This window comes from Sulfurimicrobium lacus (assembly GCF_011764585.1).
Classification (GTDB): Bacteria; Pseudomonadota; Gammaproteobacteria; order Burkholderiales; family Sulfuricellaceae; genus Sulfurimicrobium; species Sulfurimicrobium lacus.
In genome coordinates this window covers 2,210,166-2,235,653 of record NZ_AP022853.1, presented here as the reverse complement: position 1 = coordinate 2,235,653, position 25,488 = coordinate 2,210,166, and the positions used below count along the sequence as shown (strand labels likewise).

The 25,488-nt window shown below is 61.1% G+C and carries 20 protein-coding genes; 9 read left to right on the top strand and 11 right to left on the bottom strand.

Annotation, left to right across the window (positions count from 1 at the left end; translation table 11 throughout):
- Nucleotides 1–2: 2 nt before the first annotated feature.
- The gene (locus SKTS_RS11000; RefSeq protein WP_173064618.1) at nt 3–2,579 is read left to right on the top strand and encodes a [protein-PII] uridylyltransferase; all 2,577 of its coding nucleotides are present in this window, start codon (nt 3–5) and stop codon (nt 2,577–2,579) included.
- A gap of 17 nt (nt 2,580–2,596) precedes the next feature.
- Here SKTS_RS11000 and SKTS_RS10995 read toward each other — a convergent pair whose 3' ends face one another.
- From SKTS_RS10995 to SKTS_RS10960, 8 genes are read right to left on the bottom strand one after another with little or no spacing between them, the layout of a single operon-like run.
- Nucleotides 2,597–2,905: an EscU/YscU/HrcU family type III secretion system export apparatus switch protein gene (locus SKTS_RS10995; RefSeq protein WP_173064615.1), complete on the bottom strand. Its 309-nt coding sequence runs from the start codon at nt 2,903–2,905 to the stop codon at nt 2,597–2,599.
- The gene (fliK, locus tag SKTS_RS10990) at nt 2,889–4,025 is read right to left on the bottom strand and encodes a flagellar hook-length control protein FliK (protein ID WP_173064612.1); all 1,137 of its coding nucleotides are present in this window, start codon (nt 4,023–4,025) and stop codon (nt 2,889–2,891) included. The genes SKTS_RS10995 and fliK overlap by 17 nt, the downstream gene beginning before the upstream one ends.
- Nucleotides 4,022–4,411 (bottom strand): DUF2802 domain-containing protein, encoded by a 390-nt coding sequence (locus SKTS_RS10985; RefSeq protein ID WP_173064608.1) that lies wholly within the window; start codon nt 4,409–4,411, stop codon nt 4,022–4,024. The genes fliK and SKTS_RS10985 overlap by 4 nt, the downstream gene beginning before the upstream one ends.
- Nucleotides 4,412–4,435: 24 nt before the next feature.
- The gene (galU, locus tag SKTS_RS10980; protein WP_173064605.1) at nt 4,436–5,314 is read right to left on the bottom strand and encodes a UTP--glucose-1-phosphate uridylyltransferase GalU; all 879 of its coding nucleotides are present in this window, start codon (nt 5,312–5,314) and stop codon (nt 4,436–4,438) included.
- A gap of 2 nt (nt 5,315–5,316) precedes the next feature.
- Nucleotides 5,317–7,347 (bottom strand): NAD-dependent DNA ligase LigA, encoded by a 2,031-nt coding sequence (gene ligA, locus SKTS_RS10975; RefSeq protein WP_173064602.1) that lies wholly within the window; start codon nt 7,345–7,347, stop codon nt 5,317–5,319.
- Entirely contained in the window at nt 7,347–8,558 is a 1,212-nt protein-coding gene (locus tag SKTS_RS10970) for a cell division protein ZipA (protein WP_173064599.1), read from the bottom strand. The genes ligA and SKTS_RS10970 overlap by 1 nt, the downstream gene beginning before the upstream one ends.
- A gap of 49 nt (nt 8,559–8,607) precedes the next feature.
- Complete coding sequence (gene smc, locus SKTS_RS10965) at nt 8,608–12,114, bottom strand: chromosome segregation protein SMC (protein ID WP_173064596.1); 3,507 nt, start codon at nt 12,112–12,114, stop codon at nt 8,608–8,610.
- Between the two features lie 47 nt (nt 12,115–12,161).
- Nucleotides 12,162–16,016 (bottom strand): DUF1631 family protein, encoded by a 3,855-nt coding sequence (locus SKTS_RS10960; RefSeq protein WP_173064593.1) that lies wholly within the window; start codon nt 16,014–16,016, stop codon nt 12,162–12,164.
- A gap of 227 nt (nt 16,017–16,243) precedes the next feature.
- Between SKTS_RS10960 and queF the strand changes: the two genes are divergently transcribed.
- The 8 genes from queF (at nt 16,244) to SKTS_RS10920 (ending at nt 23,293) form a co-directional block, all read left to right on the top strand.
- Complete coding sequence (queF, locus tag SKTS_RS10955) at nt 16,244–16,663, top strand: preQ(1) synthase (RefSeq protein ID WP_173064590.1); 420 nt, start codon at nt 16,244–16,246, stop codon at nt 16,661–16,663.
- A gap of 15 nt (nt 16,664–16,678) precedes the next feature.
- On the top strand, nt 16,679–17,983 hold the full coding sequence (locus tag SKTS_RS10950; RefSeq protein WP_173064587.1) for an FGGY-family carbohydrate kinase: 1,305 nt from the start codon (nt 16,679–16,681) through the stop codon (nt 17,981–17,983).
- Nucleotides 17,973–18,539, top strand: coding sequence for a PilZ domain-containing protein (locus SKTS_RS10945; RefSeq protein ID WP_173064584.1), 567 nt, complete (start codon nt 17,973–17,975; stop codon nt 18,537–18,539). Before SKTS_RS10950 ends, SKTS_RS10945 begins: the two co-directional genes overlap by 11 nt.
- 10 nt (nt 18,540–18,549) lie before the next feature.
- Nucleotides 18,550–20,406: a diguanylate cyclase domain-containing protein gene (locus tag SKTS_RS10940; protein ID WP_173064581.1), complete on the top strand. Its 1,857-nt coding sequence runs from the start codon at nt 18,550–18,552 to the stop codon at nt 20,404–20,406.
- Nucleotides 20,403–20,711: a hypothetical protein gene (locus tag SKTS_RS10935; protein ID WP_173064578.1), complete on the top strand. Its 309-nt coding sequence runs from the start codon at nt 20,403–20,405 to the stop codon at nt 20,709–20,711. The genes SKTS_RS10940 and SKTS_RS10935 overlap by 4 nt, the downstream gene beginning before the upstream one ends.
- Nucleotides 20,712–20,714: 3 nt before the next feature.
- Nucleotides 20,715–21,035 (top strand): nucleotidyltransferase domain-containing protein, encoded by a 321-nt coding sequence (locus SKTS_RS10930; protein WP_173064575.1) that lies wholly within the window; start codon nt 20,715–20,717, stop codon nt 21,033–21,035.
- Nucleotides 21,019–21,408, top strand: a complete 390-nt coding sequence (locus SKTS_RS10925; RefSeq protein ID WP_173064572.1) for a HEPN domain-containing protein — start codon at nt 21,019–21,021, stop codon at nt 21,406–21,408. Before SKTS_RS10930 ends, SKTS_RS10925 begins: the two co-directional genes overlap by 17 nt.
- A 112-nt stretch (nt 21,409–21,520) precedes the next feature.
- Nucleotides 21,521–23,293 carry a cation:proton antiporter gene (locus SKTS_RS10920; RefSeq protein WP_173064569.1) on the top strand — a complete coding sequence of 591 codons (1,773 nt, stop codon included), beginning with the start codon at nt 21,521–21,523 and terminating at the stop codon, nt 23,291–23,293.
- On the opposite strand, the gene SKTS_RS10915 is transcribed toward SKTS_RS10920, so the two are convergent.
- The 3 genes from SKTS_RS10915 to SKTS_RS10905 are packed head-to-tail and all read right to left on the bottom strand — an operon-like array spanning nt 23,253 to nt 25,417.
- Nucleotides 23,253–24,158, bottom strand: coding sequence for an AEC family transporter (locus SKTS_RS10915; protein ID WP_173064566.1), 906 nt, complete (start codon nt 24,156–24,158; stop codon nt 23,253–23,255). The two genes, SKTS_RS10920 and SKTS_RS10915, sit on opposite strands and share 41 nt — an antisense overlap.
- A gap of 7 nt (nt 24,159–24,165) precedes the next feature.
- Entirely contained in the window at nt 24,166–24,543 is a 378-nt protein-coding gene (locus SKTS_RS10910) for a VOC family protein (RefSeq protein WP_173064563.1), read from the bottom strand.
- On the bottom strand, nt 24,530–25,417 hold the full coding sequence (locus tag SKTS_RS10905) for a DMT family transporter (RefSeq protein ID WP_173064560.1): 888 nt from the start codon (nt 25,415–25,417) through the stop codon (nt 24,530–24,532). The genes SKTS_RS10910 and SKTS_RS10905 overlap by 14 nt, the downstream gene beginning before the upstream one ends.
- Between the last annotated feature and the right edge of the window lie 71 nt (nt 25,418–25,488).

Genomic DNA, 25,488 nt, shown 5'->3' with positions numbered 1-25,488 from the left:
TCATGCTGCTGCCCGTTGCCCAGGATGCCGGCGATATTTCTCGTTGGCGGGCTACGCTGAAAGACGGTCGCGCGCGTCTTGCCGAGTCGTTTTCCAACAAGCCGAATACCGCGTCCAATTTGCGCCACCACGCCAACCTGGTTGACAAAGTGTTGCGCGGCATCTGGCATTCAGCGGACATGCCAGCTTCCGCTGCGCTCATTGCTGTCGGCGGATACGGGCGCGGCCAACTCTTCCCTTATTCCGACGTCGATCTGCTGCTGCTGTTCGACACCACCCCGTCGCACGAAGTCGAACCCCGCCTCGAACGCCTGATCGGCCTGTTCTGGGACATCGGGCTGGAAGTAGGCCACAGCGTGCGCACCGTGCCCGAATGCGTGGAAGAATCCGCCAAGGATGTTACGGTGCAGACCAATTTGCTGGAGGGGCGACTGCTGTGCGGAAATGGCGCACTTTTTGCCGCTTTGCAGCAAACCCTGTCCGCACAGATGGACAGCGTGACATTTCTTCAGGCCAAACTGCTGGAACAGCAGCAGCGCCACGCGCGCTTCCACGATACCGGCTACAACCTGGAACCCAATCTCAAGGAAAGTCCGGGCGGCTTGCGCGACTTGCAGACAGTGCTGTGGATCAGCCAGGCGCTGAACCTCGGTGAATCGTGGAAGAAGCTGGTCGACGAAGACCTGCTCACGCCCCAGGAAGCGCGCCACATCCAGCGCCACGAACTGTTTCTGCAGAATCTGCGCATTCGTTTGCACTACCTCGCCAAGCGGCGCGAGGATCGCTTGCTGTTCGATTTCCAGGAAACGCTGGCGCAACAGCTGGGCTTGGCCAGCCAGGGCAATCGCAGTGCCAGCGAGCTGTTGATGCAACGCTACTACCGCACGGCCAAGGCGGTAAGCCTGATGAACGAAATCCTGCTGCAAAATCTGATCGCGCGGACAAGCGCAAGCAGCGATGTTCCTCCCCTCCCCCTCGGCCCTCGCTTCCAGGCACGCAATCAACTACTTGAAGCCTGCGATGAACACGTTTTCCAGCAAGTGCCCGGTGCGATTCTGGAATGCTTCCAGCTGCTGCAGCGGCACCGGGAACTCAAGGGCATCCATGCACCGACCCTGCGTGCCCTGTGGCGCGCCGTACCGTCGATCAACGCCGCATTCCGGCGCGATCCGCGCAATCGGGCGCAATTCATGGAAATCATGCGCGAACGGCGCGGCCTGACCAACATTTTGCGCCGGATGAACCAGTATGGCGTGCTGGGGCGCTATATCCCGGCATTCGGCCGCATTGTCGGCCAGATGCAGCATGACCTGTTCCATGTCTATACCGTGGACGAACATACCCTGATGGTGCTGCGCAACCTGCGCCGTTTCACCGTACCCGAGTTCTCCCATGAGTTTCCGCTGTGCAGCCGTCTCATCAGCGAATTCGAAAGGCCCGAGGTGCTTTATCTGGCGGGCCTGTTCCACGACATCGCCAAAGGCCGCGGCGGCGACCATTCCCGCCTTGGCAAGGCCGATGCCCGGCGCTTCTGTCGCCTGCATGGACTAAGCCCGGCGGATACCGGGCTGGTGAGCTGGCTGGTGGAAAGTCACCTGACCATGTCGGCAGTGGCGCAAAAAGAAGACCTCAGCGATCCCGATGTGATTGCCGCTTTCGGGGAGAAAGTGCGCGACCAGCGCCACCTGACCGCGCTCTACCTGTTGACTGTGGCGGATATCCGCGGCACCAGCCCCAAGGTATGGAATGCCTGGAAAGGCCGCCTGCTGGAAAATCTGTACCACGCCACCCACCGCTTTTTGTGCGGCGACGCCCCAGCCGGCGAGGCGCTGCAGGAAAGACAAATCGAAGCTCTGGGTCTGCTGCGCCAGCTTGCGGTACCCGAATCTTCGGCACAAAACCTGTGGGCGCGGCTTGATGAAAGCTATTTTCTGCGCCACGAGGCACAGGAGATCGCCTGGCATACCCGCGTTCTGGGCCGCGTGAAAGACGACGGCCAACCTGTGGTCCGGGCACGCCTGGCGCCGAGCGGAGAAGGGTTGCAGGTCATGATCCACATGCCGGACCGCGACGACCTGTTCGCCCGGATTTGCGGCTTTTTCGAGCACGTCAATTTCAATATCGTGGAAGCGAAAATCCATACCACGCGCCAGGGGTACGCCCTGGACAGCTTCGTGGTGCTGGATGAGGAGCAGCGAGCCAGCCATTACCGCGACCTGCTGAACTTCATCGAATATGAACTGGCGAAGCAACTCGTCGAGGCAAGGCCGTTGGAAGACCCCTTGCGCGGCCGTATCAGCCGCCATCTGAAGCATTTCCCCATCACGCCGCAGGTGAGCATCCGGCCCGACGACAAGGGCACCTACCAGGTGCTGTCAGTCACGGCCGGCGACCGCCCGGGCCTGCTTTACGGCATGGCGCGCGTTTTCCTGGCACATGGCGTGCACCTGCATACGGCCAAGATCAGTACCCTGGGGGAGCGTGCCGAAGATACCTTCCTCATTGCCGGCGGTATCCTGGATAAAACCAAAGACGTACTGCGTTTCGAAGCGGACCTGTTGCAGCAGTTACAGGCCTGACCGGGCCATTCAGCACTTCATTTCAGCAGCTTTTCCGCCACGCCGGGCGGGATTTCCGGCGTCAAACCATGCTCCAGGCGATACAGCCATACCAGCAATTCCGCCACTGCCACATAGAGCTCGGGCGGAATGTGCTGATCCAGATCGACTTGCATGAGGATGGAGACAAGGGCCGGCGATTCATGCACGTACACGCCGGCTTCCCTGGCACGCTCGATGATGGCCTCCGCCAGCAGGCCACGCCCTTTTGCGACCACCTTCGGCGCGGCCTGGCCCGCGTTGTAGGCCAGGGCGACCGCGGTGCGCCGGTCATCCTTCGGTTTCATGGCGCACCTTCATTTCAACCAGCTGCAGGCCGGAGGTTTCCATCCCCTGCTTCAGGGCGATACGCTGTTCCGCCAGCAATTTCGCGCTCGCCGCGTCCCTGGCACCCAGCTGGATGCGGATGCCTTGGGGCTGAAGCGTAAGCGTAGCGGCGATTTCTCCCAGGTGCGGCAACACCATGTGCAGGCTGGTCTGCCACTCCGGCATCGCCGTTTCGCCGCGCTGTTCCCGCGCCGAGCGTTCCTCGACCTTCCAGTCCATGGTCTGTCCCGGCCATACCTGGCCTTGCCATACCACCTGGCGGGAGTCCAGCGCTTCCAGCTGCTGACGAACCAGTGGCAGGGTATCCGGGTGGGCGATCTGGTCGGCAGCCAGCGGCTTGGCCGCTAGCATATCGTTCAAATGCAGCGGGTTCGGCACAGTTTGTTGTGTCTGTGCCGTGGTTTGCGCATTGACAGACGCCTGCGGGTTTGCGCCGCCTTGGGCGGTTTGCGGCGCCTCGGCGGCGGGAGACAGGCGCCCTTGCGGTTCGCGCAGCAAATCTGTCAACGGGATCTGGCCCGTCACCCACTGCGCCTGATGGGATTCATAAAACAAGCCGCTTTGTGTCAATGCGCCGCGCAGAGCCTGAGCGAAATCAAGCGTATTGGTCGGTGCGGCGGAAACCAGCGGTGTAGCGCTCGCGACCGCCGTTGCCATGCCTTTGGCAGTGTTTGTGGCGTCGGGTTGGGTTGTTTTCTCCAGCAGTCCGCCCAGGAAGCGCGCCGTATCGCTCAGGGAAACCTGGGGTTTTGCGTTTGCTGCACTAGCCGTATTGGCCGAGTTGGCGATATTGCCGAGATCGCTTGCCAGCACGAAAGTCAGGCGCGGCTTGGTGGTGACAAAAACCAGGTCCACCGTGTCACCTGGCTGGGTGTTCTTGGGCAGGTTCATGTCCAGCATCTTGTCGGCAATCAGGACCTGGAAGCGCCCATTGGGCAGATTGGCGACCACGAAGGCGGGCAGCTTCTGCCCCGGAACCAGCTGCGGCAGTTCGAGCTGCTGTTGCGAGACTTCCAGCAGCGGCGGCGCGGAAGTCTTGATCAGCATCTGCAGTTGAGTAACTACATCATTCTGGATCATAGCCCTTTGGCCCTATGCATGGCCACGATCAGCTCGGCCTCGCCGCGCGAGATGCCGCAGTTCGCCGCCACCTCGCTGACATCCGCACCCTGCTTGGCCAGCTGGATCGCCTGGCTGTAAGGCGAGGACGACGGAGCGTTCGCCTGCGGCGGCGGGGCGGCTTCGAGCTTGTCGAGCTGTTCCTTGAAATGCAGAAGCTGCGCGTGCACCTGCTCTATTTCGCTTTCCAGCGCGTCGAGCCTGGGCTCGGCAGATGCCGCGTCGGACTTCCAGCGCCGCCCTCCCCGCTTGGAACGCAACAACAGCAGCATTTCGGCGACGTAGACCGCCAGCACGACTGCGACGATGATCAGCAGTTCACGCCAAGTGATGACTAAGGATTCCAAATCCGGCCTCCCTGCACATAAATATCATTCGAGTGTACGGCTCATCTCTTTCAAATAGCTGGCGAATTCCCCGCTCAGTTCGGGGTGCTTCAGCGCGTGTTCCACCGTCGCCTTGAGATACCCCAGCTTGCTGCCGCAATCGTAACGCGTACCGTTGAACTGGTAGGCCAGCACCTGCTGCTCCTTGAGCAGTGCGGCGATGCCGTCGGTGAGCTGGATCTCTCCCCCCGCCCCGGCCTGAATGTGCTCCAGGTGATGGAAAATGCGCGGCGTAAGGATATATCGGCCAACTACGCCCAAAGTAGAGGGCGCCACCTCAGGCGCCGGTTTTTCCACAATGCTGTCGACCTTGTAAACCTGGTCGGTCAGCAACTGTGCATCCACTATTCCGTATTGCGAGGTTTCTTCCCGCGCGACGTTCTGTACGCCCAGCACCGAGCACTGGTAATAGGAGAACTTCTCCACCATCTGTTTCATCACCGGCGGCTCGGCGTCGATCAGGTCGTCGGCCAGAATCACGGCGAACGGGGCATCGCCGATCACCGGCTTGGCGCACAGTACGGCATGCCCCAGCCCCAGGGCCTCGACCTGGCGAATATAGATGCAGGAAACGTGACTGGGAATGATATCCCGCACCGCTTCCAGCATTTTGCTTTTGCCCCGCGCCGCCAGCTCGGATTCCATTTCATAGGCCTTGTCGAAATGGTCCTCGATGGAACGCTTGGTACGGCCGGTAATGAAAATCAGCTCGGTGATGCCGGCTGCGATAGCTTCTTCCACCGCGTACTGGATCAGCGGCTTGTCCACCACCGGCAGCATTTCCTTGGGGCTGGCCTTGGTGGCGGGCAGGAAGCGGGTGCCGAGACCCGCGACCGGGAACACTGCTTTGGTTACTTTTTGCATGTTTATTCTTTTCCTTTCAATAGCATTATCAGGCCATCTTCATCCAGAATATTAACTCCAAGTTCCTGTGCCTTGTCGTACTTGCTGCCGGGTTCGGCCCCCGCTACCACGTAATCGGTTTTTTTCGACACGCTGCCGGTCACTTTACCGCCCTGAGCCTCGATCTGCTCCTTGGCCTGGTCACGCGTGAGATTAGGCAAACTGCCCGTCAGAACAAAAACCTTTCCCTGCAACGCGCCGCCTACGGCTTTCCCCTCGCCTTCCGGCCATTGGACGCCCGCGCCACGCAATTGTTCGATCACTTCGCGGTTATGCGTTTCGCTGAAGAACTGCAGGATGCTGTCCGCCACGATCGGGCCGATGTCCGCCACCTGTTGCAGAGCGGACATATCCGCCTCCATCAGCCGTTCCAGCGTGCCGAAATGACCAGCCAGCTCCTTTGCCGTGGCTTCGCCGACATTGCGGATGCCCAAGGCGTAGACAAAGCGTGCCAGCGTCGTGTTCTTACTGGTCTCGATGGCAGCGATAATGTTCTGTGCGGACTTGTCCGCCATGCGTTCCAGCGCGGCCAGGACGAGCACATCCAGCTTGTAGAGATCAGCGGGATTATGGACGATATCCTTGTCCACCAGCTGCTCCACCAGTTTGTCACCCAGGCCCTCGATGTCCATGGCGCGGCGGCTGGCGAAGTGCAGTATCGCCTGCTTGCGCTGCGCGGGGCAATAGAGTCCACCGCTACAGCGGGCCACGGCTTCTTCCGGATCGCGCACGACATGGGAGCCGCAGACCGGGCAACTCGGAAATGTTTTTAGAATATTGAAGCCAGGTGGTTCGGGCACAGGACGTTTTTCAGCTACCACTGCAACCACTTCCGGGATCACGTCGCCGGCACGGCGCACGATTACCGTATCGCCTACGCGTACATCTTTCCTGTCGATTTCATCCTGGTTGTGCAGGGTTGCATTGGACACTGTCACACCGCCCACGAAAACCGGCTTGAGGCGCGCCACCGGCGTCAGCGCCCCGGTGCGGCCGACCTGCACGTCGATCCCCAGCACTTCGGTCAGCGCTTCCTGGGCCGGGAATTTGTGGGCGATGGCCCAGCGCGGCGCGCGGGACACGAAGCCGAGTTGTTCCTGCTGCGCCAGCTCGTTGACCTTGTATACCACGCCGTCGATTTCATATGGCAGACCCTCACGCTTGGTGCCGATCGCCTGGTAATAGTCGAGCAAGCCCGCAGAGCCGGTTACCACTTTGCGCTCCGGACAAAGCGGCAGCCTGAGGGCGGCGAGAAAATCCATCATTTCGTTGTGGCGACGAAATCGCAGACCGCCTTCCTGGGTACCGAGGCCGTAGGCGAAAAAAGTCAGGCGCCGGCTGGCGGTGATACGCGAATCGAGCTGGCGCAGCGAACCGGCTGCGGCATTGCGCGGATTAGCGAATTCCTTCTCGCCCTTATCGCGCTGGTGCTGGTTGAGCTTGGCGAAGTCGGCTTTCAGCATCAGCACTTCGCCGCGTACTTCCATCAGCTGCGGCAGGCCTGCTCCGTGCAGGCTGAGCGGGATGGCCTTGATGGTGCGCAGATTCGCGCTCACGTCCTCGCCGGTATAGCCGTCGCCGCGCGTGGCGCCCTTTACCAGCACGCCGTTTTCGTAGGTGAGGCTGATCGCCAGGCCGTCGAACTTGGGCTCTACCGCGTATTCGATGAGCTCGATGCCCAGGGCCTCGCGCGCGCGCCGGTCGAACGCGACGGCATCGGCATCCTCGAAAGCATTGTTGAGGGACAACATCGGTGTGCGATGCTGGACTTGGGCAAATTGCGCGAGGGGCGCGGCGCCGACGCGCTGGGTGGGGGAATCCGGCGCCAACAGCGCTGGATGCTGGCTTTCTAGCAGTTGCAGCTCGCGGAACAGGCGATCGTACTCGGCATCCGGAATGGTTGGTGCATCGAGAACGTAATACGAATAATTGTGACGCTCGAGTTCCTCGCGCAGCGCACGAGCGCGTTCGGCAAGCTGTGCCGGCACATCCATCAGGCGAACAGTCTGCTGGCTTGCGAACTGCCGGGATGAATGCCGTGCCGTTCCATCGTGGCGTATATGGCCACCAGTTGCTGGCGGATTTTGTCGATGCCGGTGTCGCTGAGTTCCTTGCGGTTATCGTCCACCATCAGGGCCGACAACGGTACCGTGAACTGCCGTGCGGCCAGCAGCATCTGGTTGAAGGCCTGGACCCCCCCGGCAGCCTTGGGCACGTCGAAGATGAATGTCACACCGTGGGTGGACAGATGCTTCATGCCTTCGACAGAAAATGGCGTGGGCTCCAGGTTGCCGAGCGCGAAAAGCGCGGCGCCCTTGTCGTCGAAGTAATGGAAATTTCCGTCCGGCATCAGGCGCATCCCGGCCGATTCGGCCAGACCGCGCAGCTTGGTGCCGGCAAAGGGGTTGCCGTCCTTGGAAATGACATTTACCCCGATCAGCACGTCCACGTCGGCGCAGAACCGGTCCAGTTCCGCCGCTGCAACAAGCGCGGCCTGCTTGTCCGGGCAATCCATCACCGCGTAGAGATTGGCCGCCACGGCTTGTACCATGTCGCAAAAAGCATTGACCTCGTCGAGCTGGAGGGGGCCGTTGCGGTCTGCCAGCTGGAGGCATGCGGCCAGTTTGACAAATTCGGCACTGGGCGAGGCCTGAGCGATTTCCTCCCAGCCATCGTACTGGGTGCGCCGTCCGAGCCAGCGAACCGCCTTGCCGACGCTTTTCAGCTGTTGCAGTATCAGCACCAGTGCATGGGCGGTGATGGGGTCGCTGGCATTGAGGGTGATGACGTATTCTGTTGCAGTATCGGGGGCGAGTTCTGTCTGCTGCGGCGCAACGATTTCTTGAACGTGCGGTGCCTGCCGGACAACCGGTTCAACCAAGGGTTCTTCCGGCAGATCCGCCGCTGTTGCAGCTTCGGGTTCGAACGTTTCGCTCGCCGTCCAGGCTGGAGGGGTTTCCTGCTCGAAATCAACGTCGTCCGGCGTGTAGATTTCTTCGATTTCTTCTTCCTCAGGAGCCGTGTCCAGCACCGGCTCCAAACGCTCGGGCACGCTGTTTTCCGCCAGCAGCACGTCGTCGCGATTGGCAGGGAAACGCTGCTCCGCCTGACGCCGATACTTGTACTCCTGCCAGCGGTTGAAACCCAGCACGGCAAAAATCGCCGCTACGCCGATGGCCAACAAATACACTTGCAATTCGTTCATGTCCGGTTCTCTGTCCTGATTATTCTTGGTCTTGATTTATCCCGTGGGATTATAGCGCAGCCGCATCCTTCAATTTCACCGCTTCCTCCAGATCCACCGCCACCACCCGCGATACGCCGGATTCCTGCATGGTGACGCCCACCAGATGCTCGGCCATTTCCATGGTGATTTTATTATGGCTGACGTAGATGAACTGCGTTTGCTGCGACATTTTTTTCACCAGTTCGCAAAAGCGCTCGGTATTGGAGTCGTCCAGCGGCGCATCCACCTCGTCGAGCATGCAGAACGGTGCCGGGTTGAGGCGGAACATGGCGAACACCAGCGCCAGTGCGGTAAGCGCTTTTTCTCCGCCTGACAGCAGGTGGATGGAGCTGTTCTTCTTCCCTGGCGGCTGGGCGATGAGCGTCACGCCGGCATCGAGGATTTCCTCCCCGGTCATTTCCAGACGCGCATTACCGCCGCCGAACACCGCCGGGAACAGTTCGCCGAAATGGCGGTTCACGGTGTCGAAAGTTTCCTGCAGGCGCGCGCGGGTTTCGCGGTCGATGCGGCGGATCGCCTGTTCCAGGGTATCCATGGCTTCGGACAAATCCTGAAACTGGGCGTCGAGGTACTGTTTGCGTTCGCGCCCGTTGTTCAATTCCTCCAGTGCGGCCAGATTGACCGCGCCGAGCGCCTCGATTTCCTGCGCCAGGCGCTCGACCTCGCCTTGCAGCTCCGTTGCCCTGGGGCGCTTTTCCAGCAACGGCCACAATGACTCGGGATCGGCATCCGCAGCGTCCAGTTGCTCTTGCCACTGCTCCTCGGCGAGCCGCGCCTCCTGCTCCTTCAAGCGCGCTTGCTCCAGACGGTCGCGCAAGGGATGAAGCTTGTGTTCGCTGGCGAGGCGCTGCTGTTCCAGTTGCTGCAGGGCGTTGCCGGCTTCGGCCAGCGCGTCGCGCGCGGCAGCAAGGCTGCCTTCCTGTTCCTTGCGCGCCAGCAAAGCCTGCTGCAGCAGAGCGTCCAGCTTGCCCTGCTGCAGGCTGCCGGCCTCCCCTTCCAGTTCCGCGATGCGCCCGGCCAGTTCTTCGAGCTGCCTGGCCAGCGCCGCGACAGCGCGCTCGAATTCATCGATCTTGGCAACGCAGTTCTTGTGCTGGTATACCGCTTCCTGCGCGGCGCGCTCCGCCGCCTGGGCCAACTGGCGCTGGCGGTTGAGCAGCATTTCCGACTCGCCGCGCACCGTTTTCGCATCCTCCAGCTGTTCGTGCAGCCCCGCGATCTGCTCCTGCTGACGCTCGATGTTGTAGTCGTGTTCGCCGATCCGCTCCATCTCGATTTCCAGCTGCGCCGCGATGTCGCCGATTTCGTGGCCGATCTGTTCGCGCCGTTGCGACAGATGCTGCTGTTGCTGGGCCATGCGTTCTGTTTCCAGTTGCTGGCGGTGGTGACGCTGTTGAATGTCGCCGCCCGTCCTGCGCAACTCGGCCAGTTCATGCTGCGCTCCCTTCAGCTCGTTGCCAGTCCGCGCCGCTTCGCCCTGGCGTGCCGCCATCTCGGCCTGCGTCTGTTCCAGCTCGCCCGCCAGCGCTTCGATCTCGCGCTGCCGCGCCAGTACGCCATGCAGCTCGGATTGAGGCGCGTAAAAGTTCACGCTGGAGCGGGTGAATACGTGCCCCTCGCGGCAGACCAGGCATTCTCCGGGCTGCAGCTGGTGCCGTAGCGCCCAGGCTTCGTCGACGCTGGAAGTCGCATACACGCCATGCAGCCATTCGTCCAGCAGGCCTGCCGGCCCTTCCACCCGTTGCCGCAACGGCGTGAGCGTCCCGGTGGCCGATGCGATGCCCGGTGCTCTGGCTTCATAAAGCGCCAGCGGTGCGGGCGGCGTATCGACCAGCCAGGCACTGGCCACCTCGATGCTTTCCAGCGCGACTGCCTTGAGACGCTCGCCCAGCACGCTTTCCAGCGCGGCTTCCCAGCCAGCTTCGATGCGTATGCTGTTCCATAGTCGCGGCAAGCCGTCCAGCTGGTGTCCAGCCAGCCAGTCCTTGAGCTTGTGGTTGTGTTCCAGCCGGCTTTGCATCTGGCGCAGGGCATGGAGTTGCGCGTCGATTTTTGTCGCCCGTTGCTGGGCGGTATGCGCTGCCTGCTGGGCGGCATGTTGCGCCTGCTCCAGCGCGGGCAGACCGGCCTGAAATGCATGTTGTTGTGCCTGGCAATGCGCCAACTCGCCGGCCATTTCTTCCAGTTCGCCGCGGCGCCGCTCCAGTTCTGCCTGGTCCGGTTGCGGCAAGCCGGCCGCTTCCTGTTGCAGCCGTTCGCGCCGCGTCTCCAGTTGCTGCACCGTCTTCCTTGCGTGGCTGCGGTGCGCTTCTTCTATTTGCAGCGCCTGCTCCAGCTGGGTCAGTTCGCGCTGCAGGTCGCCGTGACGGCGCTGGCACTCGCGGAAGGCAGCCTCCATTTGCGGCAGCCGCTCGCGTTCCTCACCGACCGTGTCGGCGCTTTCCTGCATGTTGCATTGCGCCGTCTCGCGCTCCGCGCGCCACAGCGCGAGGCTTTCTTCCGCCTGCCCGTACTGCTGCTGCAACTGGCTTTGCTGGTTTCTCCAGGCGCCGAGCTGGCTGGTCAGGCGATTATGCGTTTCGCGCTCGTGCTGCAGTTGCTGTTCCAGCTTCGCCACTTCAGCGTTAGCGGCATACAGCTCGCCCTGTGCGGCGTGCAGCGCGTCGCCGGCCGCGAAATGATCGGCGCGTGCGGTTTCGAGTTGGTTTTCGGACTGGCGCAGGGTTGCGGTTTCCGCCTCAAGCTCGTTAACGAGCTTGTCCACCTGCTGGTGCGCACGTTCGCGAGCGAGCAGCGCTTCCTGTTTCTTCACCAGCCACAGCAAGTGCTGCGTGGTCTGGGACGCTTGCTGCAGCTGGTGGTAGTGTTGCGCCACTTGCGCCTGCACTTCCAGGCGCTGCAGCTGCTTATCCAGTTCCTGGCGGATATCTTCGACCCGTGCCAGGTTGTCGCGCGTGTCCTTGAGGCGCGATTCGGTCTCGCGGCGGCGTTCCTTGTAGCGGGAAATGCCCGCCGCTTCCTCCAGGAAGATGCGCAAATCTTCCGGGCGCGCCTCGATGATGCGCGAGATCATGCCCTGCTCGATGATGGCGTAGGCGCGTGGCCCCAAGCCTGTGCCGAGGAACATGTCGGTGACGTCGCGACGGCGCACGTGCAGGTTGTTGATGAAATACTGCGATTCTCCGTTGCGGTGCAGCACCCGCTTGACGCTGATTTCGGCATACTGCGACCACTGCCCCGCCGCCTTGCCCAGGCTGTTGTCGAATTTGAGCTCCACGCTGGCGCGCGACACTGCCTTGCGCGTGGCGGCGCCGTTGAAAATCACGTCCTGCATGGATTCGCCGCGCAGCGCGGCAGCGCGCGACTCGCCCATCACCCAGCGCACGGCATCGATCACGTTGGATTTGCCGCAGCCGTTGGGGCCGACCACACCCACCCGCTGTCCCGGCACGGGAATGGTGGTGGGGTCGACGAAGGTCTTGAAACCGGCGAGTTTGATGTGGGTGAGGCGCAAGAGTTCTAAACGGCAGCTTTAATTGAAACAGGTGGAAGTGACGGAAATCAGCTGCCCAGTGCCTTCATGTTGCGGAGTTTTCCAAGGTAGTAGCCTTGCGCGTAGTCGACGCCGATGCCGCGCAAGAGTTTCAGCACCGCCTCGTTTTCCACGCGTTCGGCAATGATTTTCTTGCCCATGAAATGGCCGATTTCGGTGATCGACTTAACAACGGCGAAATCATACTGATTCTCGTCCATTTTTTCGACAAATGCGCCATCGATCTTGAGGAAGTCGACCGGCAGGTTCTTCAGGTAAGCATAGGAGGACTGACCGCTGCCGAAATCGTCGAGAGAGAAGGAGCAGCCGGTCTTTTGCTTCAAAACGTTGATGAATTCGGCCGCATCCGAAAGGTGGGAAACGCCCACAGTTTCTGTGATTTCGAAACACACCTTGTTCATCGGGACTTTCAGCTTTTCCGCCTTCTCGATGATAAAGTCGATGAAACCTTCCTCATTGAGTGAGACGCCCGACAGGTTGATGGCCAAGCCACCCAGTTGATCCAGTTTATCGCGGCGGTCGACCAGCCACTTGAAGGCGTGTTCCACCACCCAGCGGTCCACGCTGGCCATGCGCCGGAAATGTTCGGCGGCCATGATGAAATCGACCGGCGAAATGAGTTTTCCATCTTCGTCCGGCACGCCCAGCAGCACCTCGGAGTGATGCACCGCCACGCTCTTTCCGCCGATGCTGACGATGGGCTGGCAGCGCAACTCGAGGGTATTGTTGTCCAGCGCCTTGTCGATCCGGCTTACCCATTTGACCGTTTTCAGGTGGCGCGCCGTACTGGCTTCGTCGGCACGGTAGACCTGAACGTAATTGGTCCCCTTGGAGCGCGCAATGCGGCAACTCGTTTCAGCCGCCTGCAGCAGTTGTTCGATACTCTCGCTCTCCGGGTCGATCGCCACTATCCCGGCGCTAAAGGAGATGGACAGTGTCTTGTCGCCCGATATGAAGCGGTAGTCGCGGAAAACGCTGGTCAGGCGGGAAGTGACTTTCAGCGCGTCTTCGAGACTGCTGTTCTCGAACAGCATGGCAAATTCGTCGCCGCCGATGCGCGCCAGCGTCCCAAGGTCGCCCAGTTCCTGCTTGAGCATGCGGGCCACCTCGACCAGCGCACGGTCGCCACCTTCGTAGCCGAAGACGTTGTTGATGACGTTGAACTGTTCCAGGTCGAGATAGCACAATATCGACGAAATACCGGATTCACGCACCTGCGCCAGGATTCGTTCCAGGCTCTTCTCGAATTCGCGGCGGTTGATGAGGCCGGTCAACTGGTCGTGAGCGGTTTCATGCAGAAGTTTGGTGTGGACCTTTTGCAGCATCGCCGATTGCGCGCGGTCGACCAGTTGCTCATCGCCCTCGTCCAGAACCGTGAGATCGCCGCTGCGCAGCGTTTCCGCCAACTCCTTCTGGCTGAACGACTCCTCTCTTAAACCCTGGAGATTGACGAAAACGAACTTGTCCTGGTTGTCTGCCACCCAGGCCAGCCGGATGCGCTTGCGCTGATCATCGCGCTTCAGCATCAGCCAGCTGCCGACTTTCAGCCGGCGCGCCCGCTTCCTGTATTCACGCAGCGCATCGTCTTCCACGACCGGGACCGCTTCTTCCTGGACAGCTCCCATCAGCGGCCGTAGTCCGCTCAATAGCTTGTTAAACGAACTGGTTTTAGCTGACGGTTCGGCGCTCTTGGCGCGCAGTTCCTCGGCTTCGCAGTTTACCCGGAGGTCGCGGATATTTCCCTCGTAAGCCTTGTTCTGGACATGCACCAGACGGCTGACTTCCTTCAGGATTCGCTGGAGCAGTTCCGGCGAAACCTCCTCCGCGCCGGAAATCTCGGTGAGCAGTCCATCGACCTTTTTTCTGACCGCGTTCTCGACATTGGAAATCGCGCCGAACAGTTCCAGTTCCGCGATCTGGTTGATCAACTGGCGCGCCAGGTGGGTCTGGTCGTAAAACAGCGAATCATCGCGCAACGCCATTTTTATCAGGGGAACGGAAAGCTGGTTAAGCCACGGCTTGACCGTGTCGGCCACGAGTTCGTCGGTCAGCACGGAGTCGAACAGGTTGCCGCCGATTTCCAGGAGAGCGGTTTCGCGAGTAGGGATTGCCCTGGCTTCGGTGCCTGGCGCGATGTCAGCCAGCGCCGACTGGAGCTTGTGCATGAAATTCTGGTGGAACATTTCGCCAGGCTGTTTCCCAGGTGTTTCAGGCCTGACGCGGGAAAGTGCGGAAAGCACTTCTTCCGTCGTAAAGTGACGAGGTTCAACAGGCTGGCTTGCGGGCGTACTCGCGGGAGTGCCGGGAACACCAGGAGCAGCAGGGCCTGGCGCCGCGCTTCCACCATCGGTGGCTTGATGCTGCGGTTGGGACTGCGGTTGATGCTGTGTCTGCGGTGTCCCGGCTGGACGTCCGACCTGCCCCGCAAGCTGTTGCTGCAACCCCTGTATCAGCTGATACCAGTCTCGCGATGCTCGAGGCGTGGCCGCCGACTCGGATACCTGGGGTTCCGCACCCGCCGTGACCCTGTTCCCCACCGAAGTCGTTTCGCCAGACGCGAGGGGTGGCGCGGGCGGGAATGTTTGCGCAAGCGGAGGCAACTGGATTTCAGACGAAGGTATGGCTTGCATTGTCGGTGCGGCTTGCATTGTCGGTGCGGCTGGTACCTTCGGCACCGCCACATTTTGCGCGTGGGCCGGTTCGGTGGGCAAATGGGGCACAGCCTCCACGTGCTGGCGCGGCTGCGGCGCGGCTTCCTCCACGGAATGGACCGGTTGCATCTGTGTGCCTGCAAGGCGCAGGACGGGCATCACCCCGCTGTCGATCAAACGACGATTGAGTTCGGTGTACAGTTCGCCGGCTTGCTCGCAAAGCACGCTCTTGAACACCTTGCAGCTATCCGCCATCACCTTGCGATCGAGTGCGAGTGTAACCAGTGCCTCCTGAAAAATCTGGCTGATGACGGTTGGACCGAAGGGATTGTTTTCCTTGTCGATTGGCTGCTGGAAAAGCACGCTCAGGCGCCGTTCCAGCGCATTGAGTTGCTCCTTGTGTTCGAGTTCCACCGTGCGCGCGATGTCCGTGGCGGCAAGCCAGTCTTCGAAAACATCTTCCTCGACCAAAGACAGGGACAATCCCCCGCCACCTGAGGCAGGAGCGTCCGTCTTGGCAGCGCTGGTCACCAGGGGTGTCTGCCGCAGCCGATTTTTCATGCGGGTCAGAAATTCGCCAACAAACGCTGCACCGTCCTTGTTATAGACGTTCAATGCGGCGTAATAGGCGTTTTTCTCGGCAACATTGCGGACCTCGCCAGCGAGATTGAAAATGCGATCGGTGACCTGTTTCAGAAAGCCTTTGGTTATTGGATCGAGACGATCCTCAACTAGCTGTCGGCATACGCTGACGAGCGAGTCAGCCGTCGCATCGGTTACGCCTGCAGCGCCCGCTCCTTCAGGTTCCGGTGCCGTTCTGCGGCCTTGATCTTGCGGCGTGCTCTTGGCAAATTCGTGAAGAAAATGCAGCGCTTCGAAACTGGGATTGATAAATGCAATGCCGGCACCGCTGCGATCCGCACGCGCCACTCTGCCCAGGAAACGTAAGGATTGAACGCCGCTGGCCGAGGGGACCGTACAGCGAATTTCGATAGTCTCGTCGCGAGCCGGTACCGGCTGCGTTGACACCTGTTCGCCAAGCTGAAATGAGAGGAATACTCCTCCCGGACAAAAATCCTGAATCACGATCGCGCGCACCGCTTGCCCGAGCGCCGCGAACTCCCCTGGCAGATAAATCACGTTGCGGGTAAAAGCGCGCTTTTCGCTTCCCGGTATGGGAGTCCGCCTATCGTCCTGAGTGTCGCCAATCATCCAGTGTCTGTCCTATGGGCTTGTTAATGAATAACTCGAAGCTCGCAGTGAATCATGATTTATGGCAATAAAGGGTATTGGTTGCATGATAACCAAGGTTTGCATGCCAAAGCTATATCCCAAGTCGTTGGAGTAAAAAATTTACGGCCGGACAATCACGTGCAAATCATTACGAGTAAGGTCATCACGTTATAATGCGCATATATTTGAACCTTCTGGAACGAGCCATGGCGACCCAACCCAGCAAAGAACTCGAAACATTTGAAAACCCCTATCCGGAGCGAGATTACCATATCCACATGGAAGTCCCGGAGTTCACCTGCCTGTGCCCCAAGACCGGCCAGCCGGATTTCGCCACCCTGATCCTGGATTATATTCCCGACCAGAAATGCGTCGAGCTGAAAAGCCTGAAAATGTACATGTGGTCCTACCGCAACGAGGGCGCCTTCCACGAGGCGGTCACCAACCACATCCTGAACGATCTGGTGGCGGCAACCCACCCGCGCTTCATGCGTCTGACGGCCAAGTTCTACGTACGTGGCGGTATCTTCACCAATGTCGTCGCCGAGCACCGCAAAATTGGCTGGCAGCCGGCGCCGCATGTCGAGCTGACAGCATTCGAGGCGAATTCGAATACACGCGGCTGAGGGTCGAGAACGGAGATGCAGCGAGCTGAACCGTTGAACACCACCCCCCTCACCCCTCACGCCTTTCTAGGCATCGACTTCGGCACCGGTGGTGCCCGCGCCACGGTCATCGACGAGGTGGGAGAAATCCTTGCCGAGTGCCGCTACGACTTCCACGGCGAGCAATCCGCCGCGCTTTGGCGCACGGCCCTGTTCGAGCTGATCGGGCAAGTCCCGGCCGCGCTGCGCAGCGTGCTCAGGGCCGTTGCCATCGACGCCACTTCCGCCACCGTTTTGCTGTGCGATGCCGCCGGTGAAGCGCTGAGCGCCCCCCTGCTCTACAACGATGTACGCGCCGGCGACGAGGCAGCAAGCCTGGCGCAGCGCGCACCCGACAGTCTTGTGGCTACGCCGACGTCGGGGCTGGCCAAGCTGCTGTGGTTTCAGCGCCAGCCGGAGTTCGCAAATGCGCGTCATTTGATGCACCAGGCCGACTGGCTCGCATTCCAGCTGCACGGCCAACTGGGCATCAGCGACTATCACAACGCCTTGAAGACCGGTGCCGATCCCGATACCCTCGATTACCCGGCTTGGATCAAACAGCTCCCGGCGGCCGCCTTGTTACCGCGCATCGTGGAACCCGGTACCGTTATCGGCCCGGTCAGCGGGCGCATCGCCCACCATTTCGCCCTGCCGCGCGATTGCCTGGTGCGCGCCGGCACCACCGACAGCATCGCCGCTTTTCTCGCGGCAGGGGCGACGAAACCGGGCGAGGCAGTGAGCTCGCTGGGCTCCACCCTGGTGTTGAAGCTCCTTTCGGAACGACAGGTGGATAGCCCAGAACATGGTGTCTACAGCCATCGCTTTGGCGAGCTGTGGCTGGCGGGAGGCGCCTCCAATAGCGGCGGCGCCGTGCTGCGGATGTTTTTCAGCGATGCCGAACTGCAAAGCCTGAGCGGGGAAATAGACCCCAACCGGCCCAGCGGGCTCGATTATTACCCCTTGCCGAAGCCCGGCGAACGTTTCCCTATCAACGATCCGCTTTACCTCCCGCGCCTCACGCCGCGCCCCGACGACCCGGCGCATTTCCTGCATGGGCTGCTGGAAGGGATCGCCCGCATAGAAGCACACGGCTATGAACTGCTGCGGAAACTGGGGGCAACGCCGCTAACGGCAGTCCTGAGCGCAGGCGGGGGCGCGCACAACGCCGCATTCACGGCGCTGCGCGCACGCTTCCTGGGCGTTCCGGTCGGCACCGCAGCCCATACCGAGGCGGCATACGGGTCCGCGCTTCTCGCCAGGGACGGCACGCGGTTGCTATACTCCGGCCATGCCAAATAAATTTGAATCGAATGGGATTTTCTACGCGGCCGAACTGCCGCTGAGCTGGACGCCGCTCGGACGCCTCCAGCCCCTCCAGAACGAGCAATGGCAACATGCCGGCGCTGCACTCCTGCGCGCACTGGCGGTGCTTGAAACGCCGGTTGCCGAAGTGGAGCGCGATACCGCATCCGCCAGCGGGAAAGCCATGGAAAGGCTGGAAGCCAAGCTGGACCTGGCGCTCAGCCTGATGACGCAACTCGCGCGCCAGCAGGCCGAACTTCCGCCTTTGCACCACGTTTTTCTCCGCGCCAAGTCGCTGGAGTGGTTTGCTGAAAGCGTCCCGGCCGTACAGCAAATGGTGCTGGTCTCACTCCACATCAGCCCGAAATTGCCCCAGGCTCTGATGCTTCCCGCCACGGTGACAGGGGTGGAACTTGAGGCCAATGGCATCAGCAGGGTAAAGGCGAATTTCGCCGATTTGAGCGAAGACATGGAAGAATGGCTGGAACGCACCCTTTTCCGCTTCCATCGCCGCAGCATCCAGCAAAGCCATTCGCGCCAGCACGATAGTTAACCTGCAATTCATGTCAGCCCGGTTTCGAAGCAAGCGAATTCCCCAAGCGACTGACGCCTACACGCGCCTGAAATTCGAAGACCTACACGGCTTCAGCGCCGCGCTCGGTGTCGCCGCCGTACTTCTGCTGTGGGGGCTGTGGGTCTGGGACTGGCGCATCGACAAGGCACACGCGCCGAACGTCGTGGGGCTACACCTGCTCATGGGCGTAATGCTGGCCATCTTTCCCATCGCCCTGCTCGCCGGGTTATCGCGGCGTGCCCTGCCCTACCTGTTCTACATGCTTCTGCTGGCAACGCAGACGCTGTTTCTGTCCGCCCTGGCGCGACTGACGGACGGGCTTGCCCTGGGCGGCGCCGGCCTGCTGCTGTGGTTTTTCGTGCCGCCCCTGATGGCCAGCATTTTTTCCTGGCGCGCCAACCTGATCGGCAACCTGCTGCTGCTGATCTCCCCCAACCTGCTGGTGGCGCTGTTCGGCGGCTACGCCGGGCTCGACCTGGTGAAATTCAACCTGCTCGCCATCCCCGCCATCGCAATCGCCCTTTTCCTCAGCAGTTATACGGACAGCCTGCTACGCCGGATTTTTGCGCTGCGCAAACAGATCGAATGGCGCACGGCAGCCATGCATTCGGCTGGAGAGGCAATGCACGTCACCGACCGCAACGGCGTCATCGAGTACGTCAACCCGGCTTTTTGCGCCAGCACCGGCTATGCGCCGGAAGAGGCGATCGGCAAGAAGCCTTCGCTGCTGAAGAGCGGGTTTCAGGACACGGCCTTTTACGAAAACCTGTGGACAACCATTCTCAAGGGCGAAACGTGGCAGGGTGAAATCATCAATCGACGCAAGGACGGCAGTTCCATCACCCTGGTGATGACGATCACCCCGGTTCTCGACCATGACGGTCATGCGGAAAAATTCATCGCCATCTCGCACGACATCACTGCCCGCAAGCTGCTGGAAGAAGAAGTCGCCCTCGGCCATGCCGAGCTGGAAGCCATCTTCAACAGCGCCGGTGGCGGCATCGCGCTGGTCGACCTGTGGGGCCGCTTCATCAAGGTCAACGATTTCTGGCTCGGCATGCTGGGCTACTCGCGCGAAGAAGCCGCAGTACTCAGCTACCGCGACATCTCCCACGACGATGACGTGGCGGAGACGCAACAGCTGTTCGTCGCCCTCGCCAGCGGCGAAATCCCCCACTACGAAAGCGACCGGCGCTTCGTACGCAGTGGTGGCCGGGTGTTCTGGGGACACCTTTCCATGACCCCGGTGAAAGACGAAGGCGGCTACATCCGCGCCATCATCGCCATCGTGCAGGACATCAACGAACGCAAGCTGCTGGAAGAAAAACTGGAGTCGATGGCGCATTACGACGCCCTCACCGGGCTGCCCAACCGCGCGCTGTTCTTCGACCGCCTGAGCCAGGCCATTGCCCAGACCAAGCGCAGCCAGGGACAGTTCGCGCTGATGTTCGTCGACCTGGACGGGTTCAAGGCGGTCAACGACACTTTCGGCCACGACACCGGCGACGCCCTGCTCAAGGCCGTCGCCGAACACCTGCTGGAATGCGTGCGCGAATCGGACACCGTGGCACGCATGGGCGGCGACGAATTTACCATCATTTTGCGCGCCATCCGCGGTCCCCAGGATGCCGCCAGCGTAGCGGAAAAAATTCTCGCCACCCTGGCGGCCCCCTATCACCTGCTCGGCCACGAATGCCGCATCGGTGCCTCGCTCGGCATCGTGCTTTACCCGCAACACGGCAGCAATGCCGAGGAGCTTCTTAATCAGGCCGACAACGCCATGTATGCTGTCAAGAAAGCGGGCAAGAACGCCTATCGCTTCGCTGGAGAAAACAAAGAAGCATGACTCCCCACCAATTCGCTCAAAAATGGAAAGCCTCGCAGCTCAAGGAACGTTCCGCCTTTCCTCTGCGCCCTACGCCCAAGCCTGGCCACGAGGCGGAGCTGAAAAAGCGCACCCTGACCAACCTCTACAACGCCCGCCCCGCCTGGCTCGCCAACGCCCACCGCGAGCTGGACCAGGCCGTGGCCGCTGCCTATGGCTGGGAGGATTACACGCCGGAAATGCCAGACGAGGAAATTCTGCGCCGTCTGCTGGCGCTCAATCGGGAACGGGGCGCTATCCATTCGCCGGTGGGTGTGAAACAATAAATCATGCTTACCCATGACCTTATCCAGGCCGCCGTGCAAAAACTGGTCGCGCTCGCGCACCCCACTCGGGTCATCCTGTTTGGCTCCTACGCACGGGGCGAGGCCGGGGAGGATTCCGATATCGACCTGCTGGTGGTGGAGCCACGAGTAGAGAACCGCGGCGCCGAGATGGTGCGGCTGCGCCGCGCCATCGGTCGCGTGGGAACCGGGGTGGATGTGCTGGTGTATTCCGAGGAAGAAGTGGCCCGGCGCGGACAAGTGCCGGGTACCGTGATTTACTGGGCGCTACGCGAGGGCAAGACGCTGTATGACGCCCGCGCTTGAGGAGGCATGGCGCCTCTTGCGCATCGCGCAGGGCGATCGGGACGCGTTTCTGGTGCTCAAGAATGCGCCTCACATCCGCCTGCCGGTTGCCTGTTTTCACGCCCAGCAGGCTGTGGAAAAAGCACTCAAGGCGGTGCTGACGGTGCAGGGGGTTCCTTTTCGCCGCACGCACGAGCTTGCCGAACTGGCGCAATTACTCTCCGATCACGACGTTTTCCCACCAGCGACTTTGGACCAACTGGATGCGCTCAACCCCTATGCGGTTGTGTTTCGCTATGACGATTCCGAGATCGAAACCTTGAGCCGCGATGAAGCCGAGGAGATCATGGAATCGGTTCTGAAATGGGCAAACAATATAGCTCTTGCGACATGACACCCCGAAGATGCCGGACGAGGAAACCTAGCGCCGCCTGCCGGTGCTCGACAGATTCAGAAACCGCGAACAATCCTCATAAGCGCGGGTTAAGAAAACCTGCCATCACACCATGCACAGCCAGTTACTTTTTCTAGTCCTGCTCCTCACCGCCGCCATGGTGACGGTGGGCATCGCGCGCCGCTTCAGGCTGCCTGCGATGCTGGCCTACCTCGCGGTGGGTGCGGCGATGGGCTGGTATGGCGTGGACTTTGTCGCCAATGAGCAGGAGGTCGAATTCACCGCCGAGTTCGGCATCGTTTTCCTGATGTTTTCGATCGGCCTGGAATTCAGCCTGACGCGGCTCAAGTCCATGCGTTCGCTGGTATTCGGCTTCGGCGCGGCGCAATTGCTGCTTACCGCAATCGGCACCGGGCTGGTTACCTGGTTCGGCTATCAGCAGGGCTGGCGCGCCGGCGTTGCGGTGGGGCTGGCAGTGGCGATGTCGTCCACCGCCATCGTGGCCAAGATGCTGTCCGAGCGCTTCGAGCTGCATTCGCGCTCCGGGCGGCAGACCATGGGCGTGCTGCTGTTTCAGGACCTGGCGGTGGTGCCCTGCCTGATCCTGCTCCCGGCACTGGCGCAACCGGAGGGCGACCTAGTGCGCTCGCTGAGCATCGCCCTGGGCATCGCGGTGGCGGTGCTGGCGAGCCTGATCTGGGTCGGGCAGCGCGTCATGCGGCGCGTGTTCGACACCGTGGCCCACATCCGGTCCACCGAACTGTTCGTGCTGACCGCCCTCTGGGTGGTGGTCACGCTGTCCTTCGTCACCGCGTCAAGCGGGCTTTCCATGGCACTGGGCGCTTTTGTCGGCGGCATGCTGATCTCGGAAACCGCCTATCGCCACCAGGTCGAGGCCGACATCCGGCCTTTCCGCGACATCTTTCTGGGCTTCTTTTTCATCACCGTGGGCATGATGCTCGACCTGGGCTACGTGCTTTCCCATTTCCCCCTGCTGCTGCTGGCCGTGCTGCTGCTGGTGGGCGGCAAGGGGATCGTGGTGCTGGCGATTTCGCTGGCAGCCCGCTGCGGCCTGGATGTCGCCCTGCGCACCGCGGCACAGCTGGCGCAGGCCGGCGAGTTCGGGCTGGTGCTGATCGGACTGGCGCGGGAACAGCATCTGATCGCCGACGATGTATTTCAGATCACGCTGACCGCCATGCTGTTGTCGATGTTCATTGCGCCGTTCCTCATCAACCATGCTTCGCGCATGAGCAGCCGCCTTGCCCACGGTGACTGGTCGCACAAGGCCAAGGTGATACACGACATTGCCTCCACCAGTATGGAGTTCGACCAGCACGTGATCCTGTGCGGTTACGGACGCTCCGGGCAACGCGTGGGCGAGTTCCTCGCGGCGGAAGGCATTCCCTTTATCGCGATCGACCTGGACCCGAGCCATGTCCAGCATAGCGGAGCTGAAGGTGGCAAAGTCGTGTTCGGCAACGCGGACCGACCTGAAGTGCTCAAGGCCGCCGGAATCGCACGCGCTCGCGCCGTCGTGATCGCCTATCCCGATGCGCACTCCGCAGAACGCGCCGTGCGACAGGTCCGTCTGACCCGGCCGGAGATTCCGGTGGTAGTGCGCGCGCCGGATGATTCGGTCGCCAAGTACCTCAAGCTGGCGGGCGCAACTGAGGTCATCCCCGAAGTGCTCGAAGGCAGCCTGATGCTCGCCGCCGAGACGCTGGCCCAACTGGGTATTCCGGTCGAACGCGCGATGGCGCGAGTGAGGGAAACGCGCTCGAAACGTTATGCCTCGCTACGCGATTTTTACAGCGAAGAACCGGTGGTATCCAAGGAAAAGCTCACACCGCCCGCATCACCCACCACCACCCCGCCAGGGTAAAAAACGACAAGACCAGCCCCACCGCCACCATCAGGGTCGCCAGTTCGGGATCGAGGTCATGTTCGGTGGCTACGATGGCGGCGGTAATCATGGGCGGCATGGCTGCTTCGAACAAGGTCACCTGGATATGCTGCCCGCCCGCCCCCAGCAGCGGGACGTAGAGCAGGAAAATCGCTAGCGGCGCGAGCAGTAACTTGAACAGCAGGCCGAGCGCTAGGTTGCGCCCGTTTCCCGCGAGGTGGCCGAGCCTGAGCTGGAATCCCACCGAGAGCAGCGCAAGCGGCGCCAGGGTGTCGCCCAGGCGCTTCAGCAGCAGCGTGAACCATTCGGGATAAACCACCGGAATCAGCAACACAGCGACGATCAGCGCAACAAAGGGCGGAAAAATCGCTATGCGGCGCAGGATGGTGCGGGCACCCGGTGCGCCGGAGGAATACAGCCCCGCCACGGTGATGCCGAGGATGGACAGCACCAGGAACGACCCCAACTGGTCGGCGATCAGTCCGGTGACGATGGCTTCCTTGCCGTAGTAAGCCTCGATCATCGGCAGGCCGAGAAAGGAAGTGTTGCCTAGCCCCCCAGTCAGCATCAGCGCTCCCACAGTTGGGCGCGGCAGCTTCAGCCATTTCCCGACCACCCAGAAAAATCCGGCGGCAAGCCCGAAATGAATCCACGCCATGGCCGCGATGAATGCTACATCGCCGCTCAGTTTGAGATCATGGATGTAGAGCAGCGTCAGGGCAGGCAGTGAAATGTGGATGATAAAACTGTTGAGCGTGGCCGGAGCTTGCTCGGACATGCGTCCGCTGCGACGCAGCAACATGCCGGCGACAAAGCAGGTCACGAGGAGAATGAGGTTGTTCATGGAACGGCTATGTTGAGGGCGCAGCCACCAATTCAACCGCGTTGCCGTCAGGGTCGCGACAAAACAAGGCGGGACGGCCGGAACGGCTCATGCTGTAGGGAATCCGCGCCTGGTCCAGCGTGCGCTTCATTTGTTCCATATCGTCTACCGCCAGGGCGATATGGCGGTCCCGGCCACCGTGGCCAGGCCGTCCGCTAACGAGATCGGGGTTGGGCAATGCCAGCAGATGAATCTGCTGTGCGCCGATTTCATACCACACGCCCTCGAAAGCCATCTCGGGACGCTGCGAGCTGGGCGCTAATCCCAGCACACCCTCGTAAAACTCACGCGCACTAGCGAGGTCAGACACCAGAAATGAAGCATGGAGAAACTTAGTTACCGTCATGTTGCTGCTCCAGTTTGCCGGAAAAGAGGCTGGCAGCCACGATCATCGCGCCGCCCAGCCATTCCTGCAAGCTCATGGATTCCCCCGCCAGGAAATAGGATGAAATTGCCGCCACAACCAGTTCGAAGAGAAAAATCACGATCGCCTGGTTGGCCGGCGTATGGGAAATGCCGAACTGTACTGCCAATGTCACACCGAAAATCGCCACGCCGATGAACAGCAGCCAAAGCCAACCGTTCCAGGCCAAGGCTGCAAGCGGCTGGGCCATGGATGGTGCCCACAGTATGGGCAAAAGCGACAGCAGCCCCACACCGATCCAGATGCTGAGCGACTTGACCTGTATATCCAGATTATGCGCCTTGCGCGCCAGCACGTTGGACAAAGCGAACATCAGGCCGGCCGAAAGGGCCAGCCACTCGGCCTGGTTCTGCGGCAGCGGCAGGCCGAATTCCGGCCGCCACAACATCACAACCGCGCCGCCCAGGGACATGGCGATGACGCCGTATCCCGCAGCGCCTGGTTTCTCGCGCAGCAGCAGGTGGGCAAAAATAACGGTCCAGAACGGCGAGAGGTAAAACAGCAGCAGAACCCGCATCACCTCGCCCTGAATCACGGCCAATACGTAGGCCAGATTGGTCCAGCCCGCACTGAGTCCGATCAGGAGCGCCAGGTAGCCGGCGTGGCGTATCCGGGAAAAGGCTGCGGGAAAAAGCGCGACACCAAGCGCCACGGCGACAAGATATGTGACCAGACTGGAAAGTGCGCCGGAAATGCCAACTTCACTGAGCAGACGATAGGGGTACCAGATCAGCCCCCAGATGACGGCGCCGGAGAGCAATCCGGAGACCGCCAGCATTTTCTGTTTTGCAACCATGCTCAACACTTCTATAATTTCCAGTTTACGCTTTTGAATGTATGCATAATTTTCTTGCTATTCATTCAAAA